The sequence below is a fragment of the Methyloceanibacter methanicus genome (assembly GCF_001723285.1).
Classification (GTDB): domain Bacteria; phylum Pseudomonadota; class Alphaproteobacteria; order Rhizobiales; family Methyloligellaceae; genus Methyloceanibacter; species Methyloceanibacter methanicus.
This window is the reverse complement of record NZ_LPWG01000011.1, coordinates 397,173-417,401: the sequence shown is the minus strand read 5'-3', so window position 1 is coordinate 417,401 and position 20,229 is coordinate 397,173. Positions and strand designations below refer to the sequence as shown.

The following is a 20,229-nucleotide window of genomic DNA, read 5'->3' as shown; positions in this document are numbered from 1 at the left end:
GTCTGATAGACTGGGATTCTCCATGCCGATCGTTGCCCGGCGAAATGTGGGGTGTGTGTTCCGTACCGACAGCGGGGATCGAGTGATGTCAAAGGATACGATGAAGGTGGCACCGGAAGGCCAGCCGCCAGCAAAGCCAAAAGTCTCCAAGCCGGCTACGGCCAAGCCGAAGAGCAAGAGCAAAGCGTCCACCGCAGCCGCCACGGCGCCGGCCAAGGTCGCGATCAAGAGGGCCTCGGCCAGGACCAAGGCAACCTCGAAACGGACCAAGGCGGAGGGCGTGTCGACATCCGTGACGCCGCCGCCGCCATCCAAGCCACGCAAGGCCAAACCGCGCGCATCGGCCAAACCGCGTGCATCGGCCAAGACCGCCGGCCGGGAGCAGACGGCAGCGCCGGCCGTCCCGACATTGGGGCTGTCGCTCCAGGCCGCCGTTCCGGCCGCCGTCGCGATGAACACCAAGCTGGTGGATATTGCCCAAGCCAATGTGAGCGCCGGCCTGGAACTCGCGCGCGACTTGGCGGGGGCCAAGACGCCGATGGAAGCCATGCAACTCGGTGTCGCCTATTGGTTCAATCACATCGGCGCCGTGCAGGCCCAGGCGCGCGAACTGCAGTCCCTGTCTGCCGCGTGGGTCAAGACGGCCGGGGCGCAAACGCGGGCGGGCTAGCAAACCCCCTCGCATGCGGTACCGGCGATTGCGGCTCCAATTTCCGCACGGCTGACATAGACTGACGTCCTCGTATCGTGGACGTTGGGAGGTGTCATGCTGCGTGAGGATTTGACCTTCGTGGGAACCTGCGACATTGCCGGGCTTGTCCGCGGCAAGGGCTTTCCGTCCACCGAATTGCCGGCGCGGCGAAAGATCGGCATCGGTTGGACGCACTCCAATCTCATGCAGACCTGCTTCGGGCCGATCCTCGACACGCCCTTCGGGACCGCCGGAGACCTCATGATCGTGCCCGATCCCTCGGCCGAGGTGCATGTGGACTTTCGTGACGGGTCGGCGCCGGAGCACTTCTTTCTGGGCGATGTGCGCAACACGGACGGAAGCCCTTGGGCGTGCTGCGTGCGGACCTTCCTGCGCCGGGCGGCCGAGGCCCTAAAAGACGCGAGCGGTCTGGAGCTGCTCGCGGCCTTCGAGCAGGAGTTCGTCTATACCGGCGTCGAGGACGTGCCCGGCCATGCCTATAGCTTGAACGCGTTCCGGCGGCAGGGCGTGTTCGGCGAGATGCTGATGGCGGCTATCCGCGCCGCAAGCGTCCACCCGGATTCCTTTCTCGCCGAGTACGGTCCGCGCCAGTTCGAGATGACGGTCGGCCCCGATGTGGCGCTCCGCGCCGCCGATGCCGCCGTGATCGCGCGCGAGATGGCGCGCGGCGCCGCGTTTCGTCTTGAGAACAGAGCCATCTTCTCGCCGATGCCCGTCGCGGACGGGGCCGGCAACGGCGTGCACATCCATTTCAGCCTGCATGACGCGTCGGGCGCGCCGGTGACGCGCGATCCGAACGGTCCGATGGGGCTGAGCGTTGTAGCGATGCACTTCGCCGCCGGTGTGCTGCATCACCTTCCGGCTCTGTGCGCGGTCACCGCGCCGTCGCCCGTCTCGTACTTCCGGCTGACACCGAACCGCTGGGCCCCTACCGTGGCGGACCTCAAGCTTCAGGATCGCAGCGCCTCCTTGCGCATCTGTCCGGTCTTCGACGCCGAAGGCCAGGAGCAGCAGAATGCGCAATTCAATTTGGAGTTTCGCGTGTGCGATGCGGCCGCGAGCCCCTACATGGCGCTCGGCGCGCTGATCTTCGCCGGCGCCGACGGCATCGCGCGAGAACTGACGCTCCCAGACACCGAGGCGGCTCTGCCGACTTCCTTGACCGCAGCTCTCGATGTCATGGAAGAGAGCGCGGCCCTGAAGTCCTGGTTCGGTCCGGTCTTCTTCGAAGCCTATCTGCGGCACAAGCGGTCGGAAGCGGCGTACGTGGCCGATCTGTCGCCTGAGGATCTTTGCGCGCGCTACGCCGAAATCTACTGACGGGTTTGGTGATAACGGCGGATCAACGCTGTCGCCGGTTGCGGCTCTCGGGTAAGGATGACAGTGCTAAAGTCATGGGGGAGGTACGTGGCCATGTGGAAGACGATCCTTGCCGTTTCGTTTCTGTCGTTGGGCGGTCTCGCGCTCGCTGGCTGCGATGAAGGTGGGAAGGACAGTTTTGTCCTTTGCGAGAGCACCTATGCGTTGTGCACGACCGCGGCCTGTACGCCCACCGACGGCAGCACGGAGACCGTGTCCTGCGCTTGCGACGTGAGGACCGGTTATTCGGCCGGTGAAAAGCCGTGTACGGGCAAAGTGGAGACCGACAAGGGCACCGAGATCAGCTCGCGCTACTATCCCATCAAGAGCTACGCGGCTTGCAACAACGACCGTCCGTGGGCTTGGTGCCTCGACAAACCGTGCATCGTCGATGAGGACGACCCGACCAAGGCGTCCTGCGCCTGCACGGTCGACCGGAACCAGGGGCCGTATCTGGTGGTGACCGACACCTATACCGACACGACCTGCACGACGAATCTGTGGTCGTCGGCGACGGTGGACGGTGTCAACGAGATCACCGATTTCCTCAAGACCACCAAGGAACTGAAACCCTACGACATCAAGGTTTTGAACGCGCCGAACTAAAACCGGTCAGTCGGCGGCGAGCAAGCCGATCACCTCTTCGGTGCTCGCCATCCGGCAATAGCCTTGGAAGCAGGCGAGGGCCGCACGATGGCGCTCTTCCGTTTCGGCGGCACAGGCGTCGTGGATACAGGTCATGTAGTAGCCGCGATCCGCGCCGTCCTTCACCGCATGATCGATGCATTGATCGGTCAGGCAGCCGGCGACAAAGACGTCCTCGATGCCGATATTGCGCAAGAGATAGTCGAGCGTGGTGGAGTTGAACACGGACGAAGAGGTCTTGGGCAGCACGAGTTCGTCGCCTTGTGGTGCGATCGCCGGGAGCACTTGGGCCTCGGGCGACCCCTTCGGGAAACCCATGTTCGAGAGCTTGTAGTCGAGGCTGCGGTCGCGTCCGTCCGCGGTTAGGTTCTCGATGACCGTGTAGATCACCTCAAGCTCGGCGCCCCGGAAGGTGCGGAGCAGGCGCGCGATATTCGGGACGACCCGATTCGTCAGCGCGGCCTGCAATTCGGGGCGCCGCGCCGCCGCAGCGGACCCGCAGTTTCCATTCTGCACGTCGACGATCAACAGGGCCGCCTTGCCCGCCAGAATCGGCCGGTCGCGGGTCATGGCGTTCAACATCGGTTTCGCGGCGGGCACTGGCTTGACGGGCGTCATCGGCTCGACGGGCGTTATGGCATCGACGTGCTGTTGTGCTAATGCGCACGACAGGATGAAATAGCGGTCGCCAGTCGATGACGACCTTGATGGGAGCTTAGCATGTTCAGATGTCTCGCCGCCGCGTTGACCTTCGTCTTTCTGTCGCTGCCCGCCGTCGCCGATGAGCGCCTCGCCGATGTCGAAGCCATCGACACCGTCGTCGGCCGGCTGGACGAGGCCTTCGCGAAACAGGACGCCGACACGATCAAGGCGCTGATGACCGAGGATCACATCGGCATCTTGCCCTATCGTCCAGGGCCGGAATCCGTGGAGCAGATGATCGCCGGGCTGCCAAAGACGAAGATCAAGCAAACCGATCTCAGCGAGCCGACCGTCGTCTTCCTGGGGCCGGACAGCGCGATGCGCACGCTGACCGCGAAGCTCGAGGGCTCCTATGAGGGCAAACCCGTCGACAGCAAGGTCTTCGTCACCTCGATCATGGCGAAGACCGAGGGCACGTGGCGGGAGCGCTTCTACCAGGTGACGACTCTTGCACCCTGACGGCGCCGCCAAGGAGGCCTCGGCGATCCGGTCCGGCGCGCTCTGCGCTGGGCTCCCGGCAGGCCCCCAAGCGGCGGAAGTCTTTGACTGCCTGGTCGAGAGGCCAGGTCTGCGCGTCGAGCGGATCGTCTCGACAGGCCAGATCACGCCCGAGGGGGAGTGGTACGATCAGGCGCGCGACGAATTCGTGCTGCTTGCGTCCGGGGCCGCGCGGCTGCGCATCGACGGCGAAGGCCAAGATCGCACCCTCGTGGCGGGGGACTGGCTCGTCCTCCCGGCCCATTGCCGCCACCGGGTGACCTGGACACAGAGCGACCCGCCCACCATATGGTTGGCAGTCCACTACGATGCGGCGCCCGAGGCGCGGCCGATGAGGAGTAAGTCCCATGGAAACGACGTGGATGCCCCATGACGAGCACGGCACCATTCACGACCGTGCCGAGCTTCCCGAAACCGTCTATGCCTTCCCGAAGCAGCGGAAGGAGCCGTTGACCGACGCGGCGCACGTGAAGGACGCCTTGGCGCGCTTCGATCAGGTCGAAGGGGTCAGCGATGCGGATCGGGATCTCGCCTTCGCCAATATCACGAGGCGGCAGCCCATTACGGCATCGATCTGCACGAGACCGACTGGCGGCAGCTCGGGTCCTAGCTAGCGATGGGCCTTGGCGCGCAGGTTCAGCGATGCTGGTTCAGCGATGCAGGATGAGCAGCGCGATGAGAAGCGTGAGCGGCGTCAGAATGTCCCACCAGAAAATGGGACCCGAATTGTTGATCGCGAAGTTCTTGCTCCGAATCATATCGGCAATGTGCACCCCGGCCGCGCTCCAAAGGAAGCCTGCGGCCACGAAGGTTATCGCCCAGGCCGCTTGCGGGCCGAGGACGGACGCGGCGATCGCGCCAAGGCCGATCCCGAGATTTGCACCGGCGATCTCCTTCTGAAACGGGCTCGGCGCCCAGCCGATGGATTTGGCCACGCGTTCGGAAAACACGGCATGAGAGAACGCAGCCCAAAGACTCGGCACGCCGAGCCCCAACGACAGCATCCATTGCAGGACCGGTTCGAGGCCGCTGGCGCCGAACGGTTGCTTGATTTCGAGAAAGCCGAAGGTCAGGGCGAAGGCGTAGCAAAGGGCCGGAAGCGCAGAGATGAGTTGCTGCATGATTCTGCCTAGCTGGAATCGTGACGGCGACGTGAACCGCGTTGGAGACGGAACCGATGGTTGAAAGCTACCAGACTCGGCACAGCTTGGCAGCACCGCTGCGTGTGGACTTTCAGAGTCTTGCGGGCAAACGAGATCCGTTCGCCTTCTTCGCGGACCTCCGCGATGCCGGGCTGGTCGTGCCCTTGAAGGCGCCCATTGTCGGGAGGATATGGGCGGCCACGACGTATGCCGCCACGTCGGCGATGTTGAAGGACAATGCCTTGTTCGTGCAGGAAAGCCGGCACGCTGGCCGGTCGGGCGTCGTGGGCCTGTCCTGGTGGATGCCGCGCGCCATCAAGATTCTCAGCAACAATATGCTGCTCAAGGACGAGCCGGACCACCGGCGCTTGCGCAAACTGGTCGATCAGGCCTTTCAGCGGCGCCTCGTCCGTGGCATGCGCGGGGAGATCGAGGCTCTCGCCGACCGGATCCTGGACGATATGGAGGGCCTCGAGGAGGTGGACCTCGTGGCGGACTACGCCCGGCGCTTTCCCCTGGAGGTCATTTGCTGGCTCCTGGGCCTGCCAGAGAAGAACCGGGATGCGTTCGCCGCCTGGGCGGGCCGCATGACATCGGCGCTTCGCGGCTTTGCCGCGATTCGAATCGTCTTCTCGATGCCGGGCGTTGTGCGCTACGTCCGGTCTCAGATCGAGGAGTGCCGCAAGACTCCCCGCGAGGGGCTTATCAGCGAGTTGGTTCGCGCGGAACAGAACGGCGACAAGCTGAGCGAAGATGAGCTTTTGTCCATGGTGTTCCTGTTACTCTTTGCCGGATTCGAGACCACGACGCATCTCATCACAGACAGCGTGATCGCACTCGAGCAACACCCGACGCAAAAGGCCTTCCTTTTCGCGGATCTCGACGCGCGCATGGACCGCGCAACCGAAGAACTCTGCCGCTACACGACGCCGGTGCAGAGCACCAAGCCCCGCTACGTGGCGCGGGACTGCGAGTTCTTCGGTCAAAAGCTTCAGCGTGGAGACAATATCGTCGGACTTCTCGCGGGCGCCAATTACGATCCGGCCGCCTTCGACGAGCCGGACGAGTTGAAGCTCGACAGACTGCCGAACCCGCATCTCGCCTTTGGAACGGGGATCCACTTCTGTCTCGGCATGCAGCTTGCGCGGGTGGAGGTGCAGTCAGCCCTGACGCGGCTCTATGCGCGCTATCCGAACCTGGAACTTGCGGCGCGGACGACCTGCAATGGATCAAGCGCTTCGGCCTGCGCGGCGTGTACGAACTGCCGATCCGGCTGAACGGGGGCGGCCTGCATCAGGCGGCATGATGGCTGTGGCTCACGCCAGGGAAGTCCAGACCACGGCGATGCTCGCGACGAGATAGACGCCGAGGGTCACAGCGGCCCAGCGCCGGTCCTGCCGCTTGATCTGCAATTCGTTTTCCTTGCCCTGCCAAGAGGTTGCGACCACGCGCGCCAGGGCGACAATGATGAAGAGGTACGCGAGCAGAAAGATTTTATCGAGCATCATGAGATAGTCGACATCGGGCAGCGAGGAGGTGGCGGTCAGCTGGATCGCCACCAAGGTCAGCAATGCGGTGATGCCAAGGCCGATGCGGCCTTCCACATAGGCCGGGCGCACGAAATAGACCAGCAGGGCGCAGGCCACGATCAAGATGACCGGTACGAAGGTCTTGATCGACATGGCGACCACCGGGCGCGTGACCGGAACGGAGAGGGTGATACGCGAATAGGGTTCGGCTTTGGGCACGGTGGGATCGCCGAAATTCGTCGGATAGGTATTCGTCCCGATCGTCATGGTCGGGGTCCCGACCGTGAAGCCCGGTAGGGTGATCACCGGATCGACGATGACCGGGGTCTTGCCGTCGGGCACGTAGATCTGCTCCGCGGCGCCGGCCAGCGTGTCCTCCATCACCACGGTCAGCACTTGCGTGTCGAAGGGAAACGTCGCCAGCTGAAACTTGGTGGAGAACAGCCCCTGATAGCGGAGGATCGAGTAGTAACCCCCGCCGGGAATCTCGTCCGGTTCTTCGGTGAGTGCCTCGCGCAGATTGTTGTCCGACGCGAACCGGTTCATGAACTCCATGGTCTTGGACGGGTCGATGCCTGGCGATTTCCAACGGAACCAGACATACAAATCGATGACATAGTTGTTGGTCTTGAAGTCGATCTGCTGGATGTCGTTGATATACGCCCCGACGATGACTTGCTCGGGCCCCGGGGCCGGCGCGTTCTCGATCGCCTGACGAACGGCTTTGGGTACGTCCTCGGCGGGTGCCTGGGCTCCGGCCGGGACGGCAGTGAGCGCACAGAGACCGGCGATCATCGCGACCGCGAACGTGGCGACGGCGCGCGGGGCTTTCAATGCAAGGGCGCGCGGGGTCGTCCACGCCAAGGCGCGCGAGAAGCGTGCGACGCGCCGGTGCGCCCTCGCCGGTCTAGGCGCCCGGCGCATCGAGTTGTTCCTTCAACCAGGTGCTCATGCGCTGGCGCATGCTCTGATAGGCCGCGCGCAACATCCGTCCCATATTCATGAACCCGTGCACGGTGCCTTCATAGCACACATATTCAACCGGCACGCCGGCCGCCGCCAGCCGCCCGGCATACTCGACTCCTTCGTCGCGGAAGGGGTCGAAGCCCGCCGTCACGATCAGCGTGGGCGGCAGGCCCGAATCGTCCTCGTACAAGGCCGGGATCGCGCGCGGATCCGCAATCGGCCAGGCCAGCCCGAAATAGTGGTTGAAGAACCAGTAGAGCATGTCCTCGGGGATCGGGAACTGGTCGACGAGATCTCTGCGCGAGGGTTGCTTGGCGCGCAGGTCGAGCGCCGGATAGATCAGAAGCTGGGCCGCGGCGGGGGCCACCAGCCGGCCCTTGGTCTCGTGCAGCGCCACGGCTGCGAGCGAACCGCCGGCACTGTCGCCGGCCACGGCAATCCGCGTGGGGTCGATGCCGAGATCGCGCGCCGCCGCGGTCAGCCATTCCAGGGCCGCGACGCCATCGTGGACCGCGGCCGGGAAGGGGTGCTCGGGCGCGAGCCGGTAATCGACCGAGAAGACATGCGCGCCCGTATCGAGGCACAAAGCCCGGCAAAGCGTGTCATGAGTGCCGATGTCGCCCAGGACCCCGCCGCCGCCGTGAAAGAACAGAATACCGGCGCCGCTCGGCCGAGGGGCGACGTATTCACGGATGGGAATCGGCCCGGCGGGCCCCGAAATCGCGAAATCGCGCACCGCACCGATATGGATCGGGCCCACATCGGTCTTGGAGATCGAGCGGCGATATTCCGCCCGGGCACTCTCATGGTCCATCTGCCACAGCGGCTTCGTCGTCGATGACGAAACCCAAAAGAGCAGCGCCTCGGTCTCGCGGTCTAGTTTCACCGGTGCCCGTCCTGAATTCCCGATACGATTTTCTTGCCGTGCGCAGCAAAGGAGAAAAGCAACCCCGTACCTAGCCGAACTCGGCGCCGGGGGAAAGCTTTTCAGAGCCCGAAAGCGGCTTCCGCCGGCTCGAACCCAGTCTCTACATAGGGAGCCTTGACGAAGATTGTAGACCACGCACCCGCAGCGCTCCCCACGCCTTGTCCCCGGGCCTCAGGTTAGCGCCGATAATCGCAGCCGAAAGACTCTGGCTCTCGAACAAGGACGGCGAGAATGGTGTCCCACGTGCCCGGCGGCCGTGCCGTGCATCCATCGCGTGTCGATCGCGCGAGCCCCGAATACCGGAAGGCCTTCGAGGCCTATCTCCGCCATGGCACGCCCATCGACCTGCGCGGGCGCGTGGCGCTCGAAGGAAAGGCCGAGTCAGCCGCACGAGACCATCCGACGACGCACTATATCTGGCGCACGCGCGGCGACGGCAGAGTGCGTCCCTCGCGCGCTGCCAATGACGGCAAGATCTTCGCCTGGGACGATCCCCCGCCCACGGGCCATCCGGGCGAGGACTATGGCTGCCGCTGCTGGGCGGAAGCCTACGTTCCCGACGCCCATGAGTTCTTCGGCATCACGATGCAGAACGTCTCCGACGAAGGGCCGCCTTGGGATGAGCGTTGGGGCTTTGTTACGCACTATCTTCTCGGTGGCGGCCAGACCGTCACCGTGCGGGAAACGGGCAACCTGAAGACTGTGGTGGCCGAATATGTTCGGCTAGCAATCCAGGATCCCACACAACTTTCCGGCAAGATCGCCGATGTTGCACGGCAGAACATTGGCCGGCAATTCGACGGCAAGCTGCCCTCCTCGCTCGATTTGCGGGATGCTGTCTTCAGTATTGGCCGTACAGCGATCACTGCGAGGTTCACCGGGCGGTCCCACAGGGACCATGCCATGTTAGACGTGAGCGGGACGATCCGCTTCGCACTGAAAGATGCGTTTCGTGATCCATTGGACATAGAGGAGGGGGCCCAGCCATGAGTCAACGAGATCGATGGCTATATCAAGGAAGGGCTGGCACTCGGCAGCATCGGCGTGGAGGCACTTGCCGCCCATGTTCTTCAGAAGCTAGGGGCCAGGAGTGACGCCGTGAACAGCTTCGTCGAAAGACGCATAGAACAATACCTGCTCAGCCAAGACAGCCCGCTGGTGAGACTCCCCACGGAGGTTGTCGGCGCGCCCTACGACATCGTTGACAGTTGGAGCGGGACCTTCTCTGGGAAGGTTCTTGTCGACCGCAGACTGAGCGGCTACGTCCATGTTGACAAGTAGAGCCAAGCGGTTCCTATGCGGACTTCTCAAGGCGTCGGTCTATTCTATCGGAGGGTGCCTCTTCCTGGCTGCTTGCTATGTCGCGTTCATGGTCTACGTTGATCGGAGCAAGTGTGTTGTCCTGCCGAACGGTTACATGATTGGTCAGGTCTCGTTCTTTCACGAGAACATGTATCGCTCCCCAAGCATGACATTGAGAAGGCCCGATGGAACGGTTCTCGTGCGCGAGTTAAGGGCTGTCGAGTTCTTTGTTGACCCACAAACGCCGCTAGGTGTCATCATGGTCTTCGACGGTGGAAGCATGAAGATGCCTGGCCAGGAAATCATGTTTGCGCTCCTGGGAGACGAGGCGCTCACGGGAGGCTGGTACCGGCACAGAACACAGGACCGGGCGGACAAGCATATCATCCACACCGATCTGTCCTATCTGATGGTAAGCCTTCGCCGCAGCCGGCCTCGCAGTACGGTCAGTTGTGGCACGCCCTGGTTCGATTGGGGCGAGTGAGTCCATAAGGGCGGCCTCTTGACAATCTCAAGCCGGACTACACTCCCCACACCTTGTCCCCGGGCCTCAGGTTAGCGCCGATAATCGCAGCCGAAAGACCTTGGCTCTCGAACAAGGATGGCGAGAATGGTGTCCCTCGTGCCCGGCGGCCGTGCCGTGCATCCATCGCGTGTCGATCGCGCGGGCCCCGAATACCGGAAGGCCTTCGAGGCCTATCTGCGCTTCGGCACGCCCATCGCTCTCGATGGCGAGCTAGAAGGCAAATCCAAGCGGGTCGCAAACAATCGTCCGAGCACGCACTATATCTGGCGCACGCGCGGCGACGGCAGAGTACGCCCCTCGCACGCGGCCAATGACGGGAAGATCTTCGCCTGGGACGATCCGCCGCCCACGGGCCATCCGGGCGAGGACTATGGCTGCCGCTGCCGGGCGGAAGCCTACGTTCCCGACACGGCCGAGTTCTTCGACATTGAGATGCAGAACGTCTCCGACGAAGGCCCTCCTTAGTGGTGGTGGGATTACGTGGACCATTACTGGAACGGAGAAGGGCGAGGCGTCTCTCTACGCGAGACGGGAAACTTGGAGACGGTCGTTAGAGACTACGAGCGACGTGTCATCCATGATCCCGGGAAACTCCCTGGCCAAATTGCGGACTTCGCACGTAGTCAACCAGACGGCAAATTCACGAACGGCTTCACCAATGGCTATCGGATGGAGCACCGTGTCTATATTTTGGGAAAGACGAACATTGGTGGTGTTTACCAAGGAACGCGTACGCAGGTGCACACGATGCTGGAGCTTGCAGGTACGATCGACTTCGCGCTGAACGACTGGTTCCGGGATCCGGGTGATATAGAGGAGTACGTCTTGCAGAAGATTGGAGCGGTCGGGGCCGTTCCGACGGAGCTCCCTCGCGCTACGCCGTACCGTATTGTCGACCGTTGGAGCGCACGCTTCGACGCGCGGGTTCTTCTGACCAGTTCTCTCAGCGGATTTCGATCTGAAAAGAACATTAGATGACCCGGCGCTGGTCAAAGCGCGTCCTAATTGGATGCGCCGTGTTTGCCGGGCTTTGTGCGGCCTGGCCGGCATATTTGTTTGTTACAAATAGCCGGCTCTGCGTGGTCCTCCCTGGAGGCTACATGCTCGGCTATGCCTCCATCCTGAATCCCAATCCCCTTGCCATGCCAGACCTCGTTTTGCGAGATTCTTCGGGAAAGGTTCTTATCAAAACAGATGATTTTGTTCGTTTGGACAGAGACCCGGACGACCCGACACGCTTCTATTTACGGTACTCGGATGTGTCGGTGAATTTCCCAGGCGAGAAGTTGATGCCTCTCATTTGGTATTGGAATGGATGGTACTGGGATGACGAGGGGCTGGGAGCGGCCAAGAGAAGAAAATGGAACGAACCGAAACCCGGCTTGCCCCGTGATTTGAGCATCATGGCGATAGGATTGTCTTTGATATACGACCCGCTCATTCGGAGCGGAGAATTCGATGTCGAATCTTGCAACACGCCCTGGTTCGATTGGGGCGAATGAGGCCGTAAGGGCGGCCTCTCGATAATCTCAGGCCGGACCACGCTCCCCACACCTTGTCCCCGGGCCTCAGGATCGCGCCGATAATCGCGGCCGAAAGACTTTGGCGTTCGAACGAGGATGGCGAGAATGGTGTCCATCGTGCAAGGCGGCCGCGCCGTGCATCCATCGCGTGTCGACCGCGCGAACCCCGAATACCGGAAGGCCTTCGAGGCCTATCTCCGCCATGGCACGCCCATTGCGCTCGGGGCCGAGCTGGAAGGCAAAGCCGAGCGGGTCGCGGACAATCATCCGACGACGCACTATATTTGGCGCATGCGCGGCGACGGCAAAGTACGCCCGTCGCACGCCGCCAATGACGGGAAGATCTTCGCCTGGGACGATCCGCCGCCCACGGGCCATCCGGGCGAGGACTATGGCTGCCGCTGCTGGGCGGAAGCCTACGTCCCCGACACGGCCGAGTTCTTCGACATCGAGATGCAGAACGTCTCCGACGAGGCCCGCCTTGGGGGCATCGGGATTTCATCCGCCACTACTTCTTCGGTGAGGGGCAAGCCGTCACGGTGCGGCAGACGGGACATCTCAGGGCCGTGGTCGCTGAGTTCAGGCGCCAGGCGGGCGACGCACCCACGCGCCTTCCCGGCCAAATTGCCGACGAAGCCCGCCGGAACATCGGCGGTCAATTCGATGGCAAATTCGGCAGGCCCTACCCGATGCAGGACATTGTCTTCAGCTTAGGCGAAACGACGATCACGGGCGCATTTTACGGAACGTGCCAGCGCAAACACGCCTTGTTAGAATTACGTGGTGAGATCAACTATGAACTGAGCGACGAATTCCGCGACCCCATGGGCATTGAAGACCGAGTTCTGGAACAAATTGGGGCTGTCGGCATGTTCCCTACGGAATTGCCGGCCGCAGAGCCCTATCGAATCGTCGACCGTTGGACGGGGACATTCAGCGCGATGGTGCATATGGATCGCGCACGAAGCGCCTACCGCTATGAGAAGTCCCGATGATGCGGCGGCTTCTGAAATGGATCTTGATCTCATTTGCCGCCCTTGTGGCTCTTGGGACGGTATTGGAGATATTTGTCATTTTCCTGAGCAGGGGAGCCTGCGTGGTGCTCCCCAATGGCTACATGGTCGCGCACCGCGCCATATTTGCACGGGATATGTTCACCGTCAGTCCGATGACGTTGCGCCGCCCAAATGGCGATGTGTTGGTCGGGAGGCGCAGCGACGTCCATCTGTTGCGGGATCCCGAGAAGCCCCGTGGCATCGTCATGGACTATTACGGGGGGGAGCTGAAAATGCCGGGAGAGGTGATGATGCCCCTGATTTGGAATACAGAGTTTTTTGGACACGAGTGGTACGAGCCGAGAAAGATCAACCCGGACGACATGAGTATCATTCACTCCGATCTTTACCTGATCTACAAGGAACTCATGGGGAAGCCCGGCATCGAAATTGCCCGCTGTCGCCCGCCCTGGTTCGATTGGGGTGAATAGAGCGGTACGCAGCGGCTGTTCACCCAGCCGGTGGTGCCGTCTTTCCGTCGCGGCGGTGAGGCGTGTCCAGTACAGTCGCGGCAGTCCGGCGATTGGATGGACCGGCGCCGGAGACCGCGTATGAGCAAGACGCTCCCTTATTCGCCTGCGGAGGCGGTCGAGATTACTTCCCCTGAACTCCGGGCGGCGCTCGAGACCGCGCTCAAACTCGCCAAGACGTTCGGCTTCTGGGATGTCCCCTACAAGGACGCCGCGACGACTTTCGAGGAGATGGACGAACTCGACATCTTCTACTGGGTCCACAAGGCGGCCAATCCTATTCTACGGATGGAAGACGGCGTCGCCGAATGGCTCGCGACCGACGCCAGCATTGTCGCGCTCCCGGAGGGGTTCGACAAGGAGCGCGTCATCACCCTGGGCGCCGCCGGCGACATCTTGCAGGTGCAGGCCGACGGGCTGTCTTATTCGAGCGAGGACCTCTACGGGAACGTCGCGGACCTGCTGTTCGAACAGTCGATTTCGTTCGCCAATCTGGAATCGCCCATCACCACGCAACCGCTGCAAAAGGAAGTCGTCAGCGACAGAGGCGCACCGGTGCAATGTTGCTCGGAAGGACAATTCGAGGTCCTCAAAGGCTATGGGGGCAAGACCTTCACGGCCCTGAATGTCGCGAACAATCACATGTTCGATTTTGGGGTCGAAGGGATCGAGACGACCCAATCCGTCTTTGCGAAGAACGGCATCGTCGATATCGGCACGAACCGATCGCGGGACGACTACGGTCGCGCCAAGATCATCACGAAAGACGGCATCAGAATCGGGTTTGCGTCGGCAACCTTTGGTCTCAACGGCCGTGAGATGCCGGACGACGAGAAATACCGGATCCACGTATCGCGGCTCAGCTCGAAATTCGTGGCGCCCGAACTCGATCTCGTGAAGTGTCAAATCGACGACTGCAAGACGCAAGGCTGCGACTTCATCGTCGCGTCGCTACACTGGGGCTGGGAGTTCGAGTTCTTTCCGCGCAAGACCCAGGTCGCGGCCGCGCATGAGCTCGTCGAGTACGGGGCGGATGCGATCCTCGGCGGGCATCCCCACGTCATTCAGCCGGTGGAATATTACCGGACCAAGAGAGATCCGAACCGGATCGCTGTGATCGCCTATTCGCTGGGGACGCTCACCTGGGGGTTCGACGCGCCCTACATCGCCTTGAGCATTCTGCTCAATCTGTCCCTCGCGAAAGGAACGCTCGCAGGCGCGGACAAGACCTATATCGAGACGGCGACGGTCACGCCGGTTTTCCGCAGCAACGTCGTCAGGTCGGGCGCGCTGGAAACGCGGATCGAGAAACTGTCCGACCATCTGGACGGCGCAAGCGACCGCCATGCGCCCAAGTACGTCGCCGAACTGAAGCGCTATGCGGATCTCGTCCTGGGCGGCGGGGCCGGGCAGGGGAGAGCGCCCGCCGCGTGATCGTGGGCGGCGCGTTGCGAAAACATCATTCAGGAGAATGGTGCCCCAGGCCGGACTCGAACCAGCACGCCCTTGCGGACAACAGATTTTGAGTCTGTCGCGTCTACCATTCCGCCACTGGGGCCAAGGGGCGCGAACATGCGTCAAGCGCCGCGTCCGGTCAACACTGTCCGGTCAACACTTGGCGCCCCGGCTGTCGCGCCAGTCTCGATGGCTCCGCCAGATGCCGAGTAGGAGCGTGGCGGCGCCGGCCGCGGGCATCAGCAGGGCTTCCGGCGATCCCATAGTCCACAGGGTCGCGCCGGTGACGGCGCACCACAGGAGCGGGATCGGCAGAAGCTCCCAGCGCACCCTGTCGGCGGCCAACACGACGCCGAGCGTGGCCAGGACCGTCGGGTCGGGCGCGAGCCCCGCGAGCTCCACGCCGGTCCAGGGACGGCCCGCGGGCAAGCCGATCAGGGGCTGGAGAAGCAGCGCGAAAACCAGCAGCGCCACGCCCACGTTTTGCGGCCAGGTGCGGTCTGCCGTGAAGGCGAGCCGGCCAAGCGCCACACCGCTGAGGGCCAGCAAGATGGCTTGCGCCGTGAAGGCCCAGCCATACCAGGGTGCGGCAAGGTTGATCGAGGCGTAGCGGGCGTGGAAATACGCAACCGCGACGACCGCCCACCCCACGGCCAGCACCCCCGCCGCAACCCGCCCGGCCCAAGATGCGCGCCGCGCGATCAGCACGAGACCGACGAGACCCCCGGCAAGGGCGAGGATCTGGGCGGGCCAGACGGCCGCGTTGTGGAGTTCGAAGAGCCGGTAATAGACGTCCGGCGAGAACATCAGAAGATCGCGGGGCTCGTAGGTCCACCACTCCGTCATCAGACGGTCTTGATGTAGTCGGCCATACGGCCCCGCATCTTCGCGTCCGGAAGCGGCGCGCTCCCAGAGGCCAGGTTCTCGCGCACATGGTCCACCCGTGTGGTGGCCGGGATGGTGCAGGTGATGGCCGGGTGGGAAACGACGAATTTGAGCAGGAACTGCGCCCAGCTCTTGGCGCCGATCTCGTCCGCCCAGGGCGGCAGGTCCTTGCCCTCGAAGCGGTCGATCAGCTCCTTGCGGCGGAACGGCCTGTTGGCGATCACCGCGATGCCCTTCTCCTGTGCCAGCGGCAGGATGCGGTCCTCGGCGGCACGGTCGGCCATGTTGTAGGTCACTTGCGCGAAGTCGAGGTCGTGCTCCCGCATGATCCGCTCGAACTCGTCATGGCGGCGCCCATGGGAGGTGGTGATCCCCACATAGCGCAGCCTGCCAGCCTTCTTCATGGCAAACAGCGTGTCCAGATGCTCTTCCCAGGAGACGAGATTATGCACCTGCAACAGGTCGAAACGGTCGACGCCCCAATGGACGCGCGAGTCCTCGATCTGCGCCGGTCCCCCTTCGCCGTCGGAAGTCCACACCTTGTCGGCGGAGAAAAGGTGCTTCGGGTGGCCGATCTTGTCGAGCGCATAGCCGATCACGGGCTGCGCCGATCCGTACATCGGCGAGGAATCGATGAGACGCCCGCCGTCCTCGAAGAAGACGCGCATGATCTCGGTGCGGGCGTCGCGGGCGGCCGCGTCCTCGCCGACATTGAAGGTGATCCAGCTGCCGAGCCCGACGATGGGGATGGCCTCGCCGGATGAGGGAATCGGCTTCGTGAGCGGTGTCGTTTGAGCCCGTCCCAACCCCGGAATCAGCGTGGCCGCCCCGGTCACGGCCAGCGTTCCCAACATGTCGCGCCGCGTCAAAATCATGATCGATCCTCGAGCTGAAGTCCGTCCGCGGCTGTTGCCGGCCCGGCTTGCCTGGCCTTCACGGGCGTGGAGCCGCCAAACGGATAGAATAGACAAGCAGGCGGCACGCCGTTAAAGGAAGCGCGATGTTCAGGCGAGCTTACGACAAGATGATGGACCTTGCCACGCACCGCCGGGCGCCCTGGGCGCTCGCGGGCGTGTCGTTCATCGAGAGCTCGGTCTTTCCACTGCCCCCCGACCTCATGCTGATTCCCATGATCCTGGCGGACCGGCATAAGGCCTGGTTGTACGCCGCGATCTGCACCATCGCCTCGGTGCTGGGCGGCATTTTCGGCTACATCATCGGCTATTTCCTGTTCGACACGATCGGCGAGCCGATCCTGAACTTCTACGGCTATGGCGAGAAGTTCGAGGAGTTCGCCGCCCGCTACAACGACTATGGCGCGTGGATCGTGTTCATCGCCGGCGTGACGCCGTTTCCGTACAAGGTCATCACCATCGCCAGCGGCGTGACCCAACTGAACTTCTTCGTGTTCATGCTTGCCAGCGTTGCGGCACGAGGCATCCGGTTCTTCGTGATCGCCGGGCTGCTCTATTGGTTCGGTCCGCCGATCAAGACCTTCATCGACAAATATTTCGGCATTCTCTCGGTGGTGTTCGTGGTGCTGCTGATCGGCGGCTTCGTCCTCATCAAATATGTGATGTGACCATGAGCACCGATCGCGACACGCTGGCCGGGCAGTTGATGGCGGTGAGTGCCGTTCTCTTTGGCGGTGCCCTGCTGATCATCCTGACGGCCCACGCGTTCGAGCAGTTCGGGGGCTATGCGCCATGCCCGCTCTGTCTCCAAGAGCGCTACGCCTATTATTTCGGAGTGCCCGCAGCCGTGGTCGCGTTCTTCGCCGCGCGCGGGGAGAGCTTCGGCTTTGCCCGTCTGGTGCTCCTGCTGATCGCGATCGGTTTTCTCATCAACATGGGCCTCGGCATCTATCACGCCGGCGCCGAGTGGAAGTTCTGGCCGGGTCCGGACACCTGCGCCGGCGGGTTCAACCTCGAATGGGGCGCGGAGGGCATTGTCGACACGCCCGTGATCCGCTGCGACGAGGCGCCTGGCGGTTCTTGGGCCTTTCATTCGCGGGCTGGAACGCGGCGGTTTCGGCCGTTCTCGCCGGGATTGCGATCTTCGGCCTGTCGCGCCGCGCCGGATAGGGCAGACCTTGCCGAATTCACGGCTTTGAGCGCGTGAGGCGCCCGTGTGCACGGCGCCGATGATCTGGAATGTGACCGGGTCGTGCGCTATGGTCGATGCCGACGGTGGTTGCATCAAAGGCGAGCCATGAGTCCCGTCCCGTGCCAGGTGCTGATCGTTGCGTGGCTTCTCAGCCTGTCCGTGCTCTCGGCCAACGCCGACCCGGAGGATGGACCGGATCGCCTGGAGGCGGCGAACAAAGTCATCAAGAAGAAGTCCGAAGAGCTGCGCACGCGGTGTCTCGAGAACCCGGACATATACCTGCCTTCTGACGCGCCGGACTATCTCCAGGGCGAGCTCTACGAAAGGTTCTGCTGGTGCTACGGGGTCAACTCGGCACGGATGGGGATGGCCGAGTTGATCCGGAAGGGTGCGGATGGCGTCAAGAGCGTGCGGACCGCGGATCGGTATGCCCACGCCAAATGCTACCAGCAGGCCGTCGAGCTGGGTAAGCAACAATAGCCCGATCGCCGGGGTGGCGCCGGCCACGGCCCATATCCCGTTCGCTCACGACAAGTTCAAGCGCCTTGATTGGCGGCTTTCACCTGCGCGCTGGTACCAAAATGGGGAGTGAAACCCCGTTGGAGGTTGCGATGACCCAGATTCGCGCATTGTTTGCCGGCCTTGTGGCCGTCTTGCTTGTGGCGTCCGTGCCCGCGTCGGCCGCGGAAGTCCAACCCTACAGCCCCGAAGCGCTGGCCGAGGCGCAAAGCGCCGGCAAGCCCATCCTCGTGGACGTCTATGCCGCATGGTGCTCGACGTGCCGGGCCCAGAAGCCGATCCTGGCGGCGCTCACGGCGGAGCCGAAATACAAGAATCTGCTGGTGCTGCGCGCCGACTTCGACAAGGACAAAGAAGACTTGAAGGCGCTCGGCGTACGCTCCCAGAGCACCCTCATCGTGTTCAAGGGTGATCAGGAGCTTGTCCGCTCGGTGGGGTCCACGAATGCCGTGGCCATCGAGGGGCTGCTCGACTTGACGCTCTAAGCAAGCCGCTGGAACCGCGCCATGACGGCCACGCTCGGGCTCGCGCTGATCGCCGGCGTCTTGTCGGTGCTCTCGCCATGCGTCCTGCCGCTCCTGCCGATCGTATTCGGCACGGCGCAGAGTGAGCACCGGCTGGGGCCGGCGGCGCTCGCCTTGGGCGTCGCCCTGTCCTTCACCGCGATCGGTCTGTTCGTGGCCACGATCGGCTTTGCGATCGGTCTCGATACGGACGTCTTCCGTCTGGCGGCGGCTGTGCTCTTGATCGCGGTGGGTACGGTGCTGCTCGTCCCGCGTCTGCAGGCGCAGGTCGCCGTGGCGGCCGGTCCGGTCGGGAACTGGGTCGACGATCGCTTCGGCGGGTTTGGCGGCCACAGCCTTTGGGGGCAGTTCGGCGTCGGCGTACTGCTTGGCGCGGTCTGGGCGCCGTGCGTCGGCCCGACGCTCGGCGCCGCATCCGTTCTGGCGGCCAAGGGCGAGGATCTCGCTCAGGTTTCTCTGACCATGCTGGCCTTCGGCATCGGCGCGGCGCTCCCGCTCATGCTCCTGGGCTTCGCCTCGCGCGAAGCGATGCTGCGGTGGCGCGGCCGGCTGGCCGAGGCGGGCAAAGGCGGCAAGATGGTGCTCGGCATCGTGCTCGTAAGCGTCGGGCTGCTGGTGGCGACCGGCGCGGACAAGGCGCTCGAGACCTATCTCGTGAACGCGTCCCCGGACTGGCTGAACAGCCTGACCACCCGCTACTAGCGGCGGCAGATTTCGACTGGCCGTGGCTCTTAAGGCTCCAGCTCGGTATCCCAGTAGAGATAGTCGAGCCAGCTCTCATGCAGATAATTCGGCGGGAAGAGCCGGCCGTTGCGGTGCAGCTCGAACACAGTCGGCCGGTAGGGCGCTTGGGCGGGCCACATCTTGGCGCGGCTCGGCATGTCGCCGCCCTTGGCCAGGTTACAGGGCGCGCAGGCCGTGACCACGTTGTCCCAGCGTGTCAGCCCGCCTTTGTTGCGGGGGATCAGATGGTCGAAGGTCAGGTCCTGACCCGTGCCGCAATATTGGCAGGTGAAGCGGTCGCGCAGGAAGACGTTGAACCGGGTGAAGGCCGGATAGAGCGCCGGGCGCACATAGTTCTTCAGCGAGACGACGCTCGGCAGCTTCATCTCGAACGAAGGCGAATGCACCGCATGATCGTACTCGGAGACGATGTTCACGCGGTCAAGAAACACGGCCTTGACCGTGTCCTGCCAGTTCCAAAGCGAGAGGGGGTAGTAGGAGAGGGGCCGGTAGTCAGCATTCAGCACGAGGGCCGGGTATGTCCCCGGTGCGGCCGATGCGGATGCGACGTTCAAGGCCCTCAAGTCCTCTTCGTTGCCCGTCGCACTCGGGCTCTACCTCAGTTGTCGCGGGAGATACTATAAGCACGTGTCACGAATG

The 20,229-nt window shown here is 63.2% G+C and carries 28 protein-coding genes and 1 tRNA gene; 21 read left to right on the top strand and 8 right to left on the bottom strand.

The window, feature by feature from the left end; genetic code table 11:
* Nucleotides 1-85 precede the first annotated feature (85 nt).
* The 3 genes from AUC68_RS09520 (at nt 86) to AUC68_RS09510 (ending at nt 2,677) form a co-directional block, all read left to right on the top strand.
* A complete protein-coding gene (locus tag AUC68_RS09520; protein WP_069437397.1) occupies nt 86-670 on the top strand; it encodes a phasin family protein in 585 nt (194 codons plus the stop codon).
* Between the two features lie 96 nt (nt 671-766).
* Nucleotides 767-2,032, top strand: coding sequence for a type I glutamate--ammonia ligase (locus tag AUC68_RS09515; protein WP_069437396.1), 1,266 nt, complete (start codon nt 767-769; stop codon nt 2,030-2,032).
* Nucleotides 2,033-2,125: 93 nt separating this feature from the next.
* Nucleotides 2,126-2,677 carry a hypothetical protein gene (locus AUC68_RS09510; RefSeq protein WP_069437395.1) on the top strand — a complete coding sequence of 184 codons (552 nt, stop codon included), beginning with the start codon at nt 2,126-2,128 and terminating at the stop codon, nt 2,675-2,677.
* Nucleotides 2,678-2,683: 6 nt separating this feature from the next.
* Here the strand turns inward: AUC68_RS09510 and AUC68_RS09505 are convergent, their stop codons facing one another.
* Nucleotides 2,684-3,334 (bottom strand): cysteine hydrolase family protein, encoded by a 651-nt coding sequence (locus AUC68_RS09505; protein ID WP_244500466.1) that lies wholly within the window; start codon nt 3,332-3,334, stop codon nt 2,684-2,686.
* Between the two features lie 102 nt (nt 3,335-3,436).
* Here AUC68_RS09505 and AUC68_RS09500 point away from each other — a divergent pair, with 102 nt between their 5' ends.
* The 3 genes from AUC68_RS09500 to AUC68_RS09490 are packed head-to-tail and all read left to right on the top strand — an operon-like array spanning nt 3,437 to nt 4,530.
* Complete coding sequence (locus AUC68_RS09500) at nt 3,437-3,877, top strand: DUF4440 domain-containing protein (RefSeq protein ID WP_069437394.1); 441 nt, start codon at nt 3,437-3,439, stop codon at nt 3,875-3,877.
* Nucleotides 3,867-4,289, top strand: coding sequence for a cupin domain-containing protein (locus tag AUC68_RS09495; RefSeq protein ID WP_244500465.1), 423 nt, complete (start codon nt 3,867-3,869; stop codon nt 4,287-4,289). The genes AUC68_RS09500 and AUC68_RS09495 overlap by 11 nt, the downstream gene beginning before the upstream one ends.
* Nucleotides 4,264-4,530, top strand: coding sequence for a DUF6582 domain-containing protein (locus AUC68_RS09490; RefSeq protein ID WP_204377005.1), 267 nt, complete (start codon nt 4,264-4,266; stop codon nt 4,528-4,530). The genes AUC68_RS09495 and AUC68_RS09490 overlap by 26 nt, the downstream gene beginning before the upstream one ends.
* A 36-nt stretch (nt 4,531-4,566) precedes the next feature.
* On the opposite strand, the gene AUC68_RS09485 is transcribed toward AUC68_RS09490, so the two are convergent.
* Nucleotides 4,567-5,037 (bottom strand): DUF6790 family protein, encoded by a 471-nt coding sequence (locus tag AUC68_RS09485; protein ID WP_069437393.1) that lies wholly within the window; start codon nt 5,035-5,037, stop codon nt 4,567-4,569.
* Nucleotides 5,038-5,093: 56 nt separating this feature from the next.
* On the opposite strand from AUC68_RS09485, the gene AUC68_RS09480 reads away from it, so the two are divergent.
* On the top strand, nt 5,094-6,335 hold the full coding sequence (locus AUC68_RS09480; protein ID WP_141701191.1) for a cytochrome P450: 1,242 nt from the start codon (nt 5,094-5,096) through the stop codon (nt 6,333-6,335).
* A 39-nt stretch (nt 6,336-6,374) separates the two neighbouring features.
* Here the strand turns inward: AUC68_RS09480 and AUC68_RS09475 are convergent, their stop codons facing one another.
* Both AUC68_RS09475 and AUC68_RS09470 read right to left on the bottom strand, forming a co-directional pair.
* Nucleotides 6,375-7,511: a ligand-gated ion channel gene (locus AUC68_RS09475; protein ID WP_141701190.1), complete on the bottom strand. Its 1,137-nt coding sequence runs from the start codon at nt 7,509-7,511 to the stop codon at nt 6,375-6,377.
* Nucleotides 7,495-8,439 (bottom strand): alpha/beta hydrolase, encoded by a 945-nt coding sequence (locus AUC68_RS09470; protein WP_083240585.1) that lies wholly within the window; start codon nt 8,437-8,439, stop codon nt 7,495-7,497. The genes AUC68_RS09475 and AUC68_RS09470 overlap by 17 nt, the downstream gene beginning before the upstream one ends.
* A gap of 273 nt (nt 8,440-8,712) precedes the next feature.
* Between AUC68_RS09470 and AUC68_RS09465 the strand changes: the two genes are divergently transcribed.
* The 9 genes from AUC68_RS09465 (at nt 8,713) to AUC68_RS09420 (ending at nt 14,791) form a co-directional block, all read left to right on the top strand.
* A complete protein-coding gene (locus AUC68_RS09465; protein ID WP_069437391.1) occupies nt 8,713-9,471 on the top strand; it encodes a phage minor head protein in 759 nt (252 codons plus the stop codon).
* Between the two features lie 379 nt (nt 9,472-9,850).
* Nucleotides 9,851-10,267, top strand: a complete 417-nt coding sequence (locus tag AUC68_RS09455; RefSeq protein ID WP_069437389.1) for a hypothetical protein — start codon at nt 9,851-9,853, stop codon at nt 10,265-10,267.
* 126 nt (nt 10,268-10,393) lie between these two features.
* Complete coding sequence (locus AUC68_RS09450; RefSeq protein ID WP_069437388.1) at nt 10,394-10,774, top strand: phage minor head protein; 381 nt, start codon at nt 10,394-10,396, stop codon at nt 10,772-10,774.
* Nucleotides 10,775-10,846: 72 nt separating this feature from the next.
* A complete protein-coding gene (locus AUC68_RS09445; protein ID WP_141701189.1) occupies nt 10,847-11,287 on the top strand; it encodes a hypothetical protein in 441 nt (146 codons plus the stop codon).
* Entirely contained in the window at nt 11,284-11,811 is a 528-nt protein-coding gene (locus tag AUC68_RS09440; protein WP_141701188.1) for a hypothetical protein, read from the top strand. The genes AUC68_RS09445 and AUC68_RS09440 overlap by 4 nt, the downstream gene beginning before the upstream one ends.
* A 126-nt stretch (nt 11,812-11,937) precedes the next feature.
* Entirely contained in the window at nt 11,938-12,546 is a 609-nt protein-coding gene (locus tag AUC68_RS09435) for a phage minor head protein (RefSeq protein WP_069437385.1), read from the top strand.
* The gene (locus AUC68_RS09430) at nt 12,522-12,827 is read left to right on the top strand and encodes a hypothetical protein (RefSeq protein WP_069437384.1); all 306 of its coding nucleotides are present in this window, start codon (nt 12,522-12,524) and stop codon (nt 12,825-12,827) included. Before AUC68_RS09435 ends, AUC68_RS09430 begins: the two co-directional genes overlap by 25 nt.
* On the top strand, nt 12,824-13,318 hold the full coding sequence (locus tag AUC68_RS09425) for a hypothetical protein (RefSeq protein WP_069437383.1): 495 nt from the start codon (nt 12,824-12,826) through the stop codon (nt 13,316-13,318). The genes AUC68_RS09430 and AUC68_RS09425 overlap by 4 nt, the downstream gene beginning before the upstream one ends.
* A gap of 120 nt (nt 13,319-13,438) precedes the next feature.
* Complete coding sequence (locus AUC68_RS09420) at nt 13,439-14,791, top strand: CapA family protein (RefSeq protein WP_069437382.1); 1,353 nt, start codon at nt 13,439-13,441, stop codon at nt 14,789-14,791.
* Between the two features lie 38 nt (nt 14,792-14,829).
* Here the strand turns inward: AUC68_RS09420 and AUC68_RS09415 are convergent.
* The 3 genes from AUC68_RS09415 to AUC68_RS09405 all read right to left on the bottom strand — a co-directional run bounded on the left by AUC68_RS09415 (nt 14,830) and on the right by AUC68_RS09405 (nt 16,572).
* Nucleotides 14,830-14,915 (bottom strand) — tRNA-Leu (locus AUC68_RS09415).
* 50 nt (nt 14,916-14,965) lie between these two features.
* Nucleotides 14,966-15,658 carry a DUF6064 family protein gene (locus tag AUC68_RS09410; RefSeq protein ID WP_069437381.1) on the bottom strand — a complete coding sequence of 231 codons (693 nt, stop codon included), beginning with the start codon at nt 15,656-15,658 and terminating at the stop codon, nt 14,966-14,968.
* Entirely contained in the window at nt 15,658-16,572 is a 915-nt protein-coding gene (locus AUC68_RS09405; RefSeq protein ID WP_069437380.1) for an aldo/keto reductase, read from the bottom strand. Before AUC68_RS09405 ends, AUC68_RS09410 begins: the two co-directional genes overlap by 1 nt.
* A gap of 125 nt (nt 16,573-16,697) precedes the next feature.
* On the opposite strand from AUC68_RS09405, the gene AUC68_RS09400 reads away from it, so the two are divergent.
* The 5 genes from AUC68_RS09400 (at nt 16,698) to AUC68_RS09380 (ending at nt 19,548) form a co-directional block, all read left to right on the top strand.
* Nucleotides 16,698-17,279: a YqaA family protein gene (locus tag AUC68_RS09400; RefSeq protein ID WP_069437379.1), complete on the top strand. Its 582-nt coding sequence runs from the start codon at nt 16,698-16,700 to the stop codon at nt 17,277-17,279.
* Between the two features lie 2 nt (nt 17,280-17,281).
* The gene (locus AUC68_RS09395; RefSeq protein WP_244500464.1) at nt 17,282-17,818 is read left to right on the top strand and encodes a disulfide bond formation protein B; all 537 of its coding nucleotides are present in this window, start codon (nt 17,282-17,284) and stop codon (nt 17,816-17,818) included.
* Nucleotides 17,819-17,908: 90 nt separating this feature from the next.
* Nucleotides 17,909-18,283: a hypothetical protein gene (locus tag AUC68_RS09390; RefSeq protein WP_141701186.1), complete on the top strand. Its 375-nt coding sequence runs from the start codon at nt 17,909-17,911 to the stop codon at nt 18,281-18,283.
* Between the two features lie 131 nt (nt 18,284-18,414).
* Nucleotides 18,415-18,807, top strand: a complete 393-nt coding sequence (locus AUC68_RS09385; RefSeq protein WP_069437470.1) for a thioredoxin family protein — start codon at nt 18,415-18,417, stop codon at nt 18,805-18,807.
* 21 nt (nt 18,808-18,828) lie between these two features.
* Nucleotides 18,829-19,548, top strand: a complete 720-nt coding sequence (locus AUC68_RS09380; RefSeq protein ID WP_069437377.1) for a cytochrome c biogenesis CcdA family protein — start codon at nt 18,829-18,831, stop codon at nt 19,546-19,548.
* Nucleotides 19,549-19,577: 29 nt separating this feature from the next.
* On the opposite strand, the gene AUC68_RS09375 is transcribed toward AUC68_RS09380, so the two are convergent.
* On the bottom strand, nt 19,578-20,144 hold the full coding sequence (locus AUC68_RS09375; RefSeq protein ID WP_069437376.1) for an HNH endonuclease: 567 nt from the start codon (nt 20,142-20,144) through the stop codon (nt 19,578-19,580).
* Nucleotides 20,145-20,229: the final 85 nt, after the last annotated feature.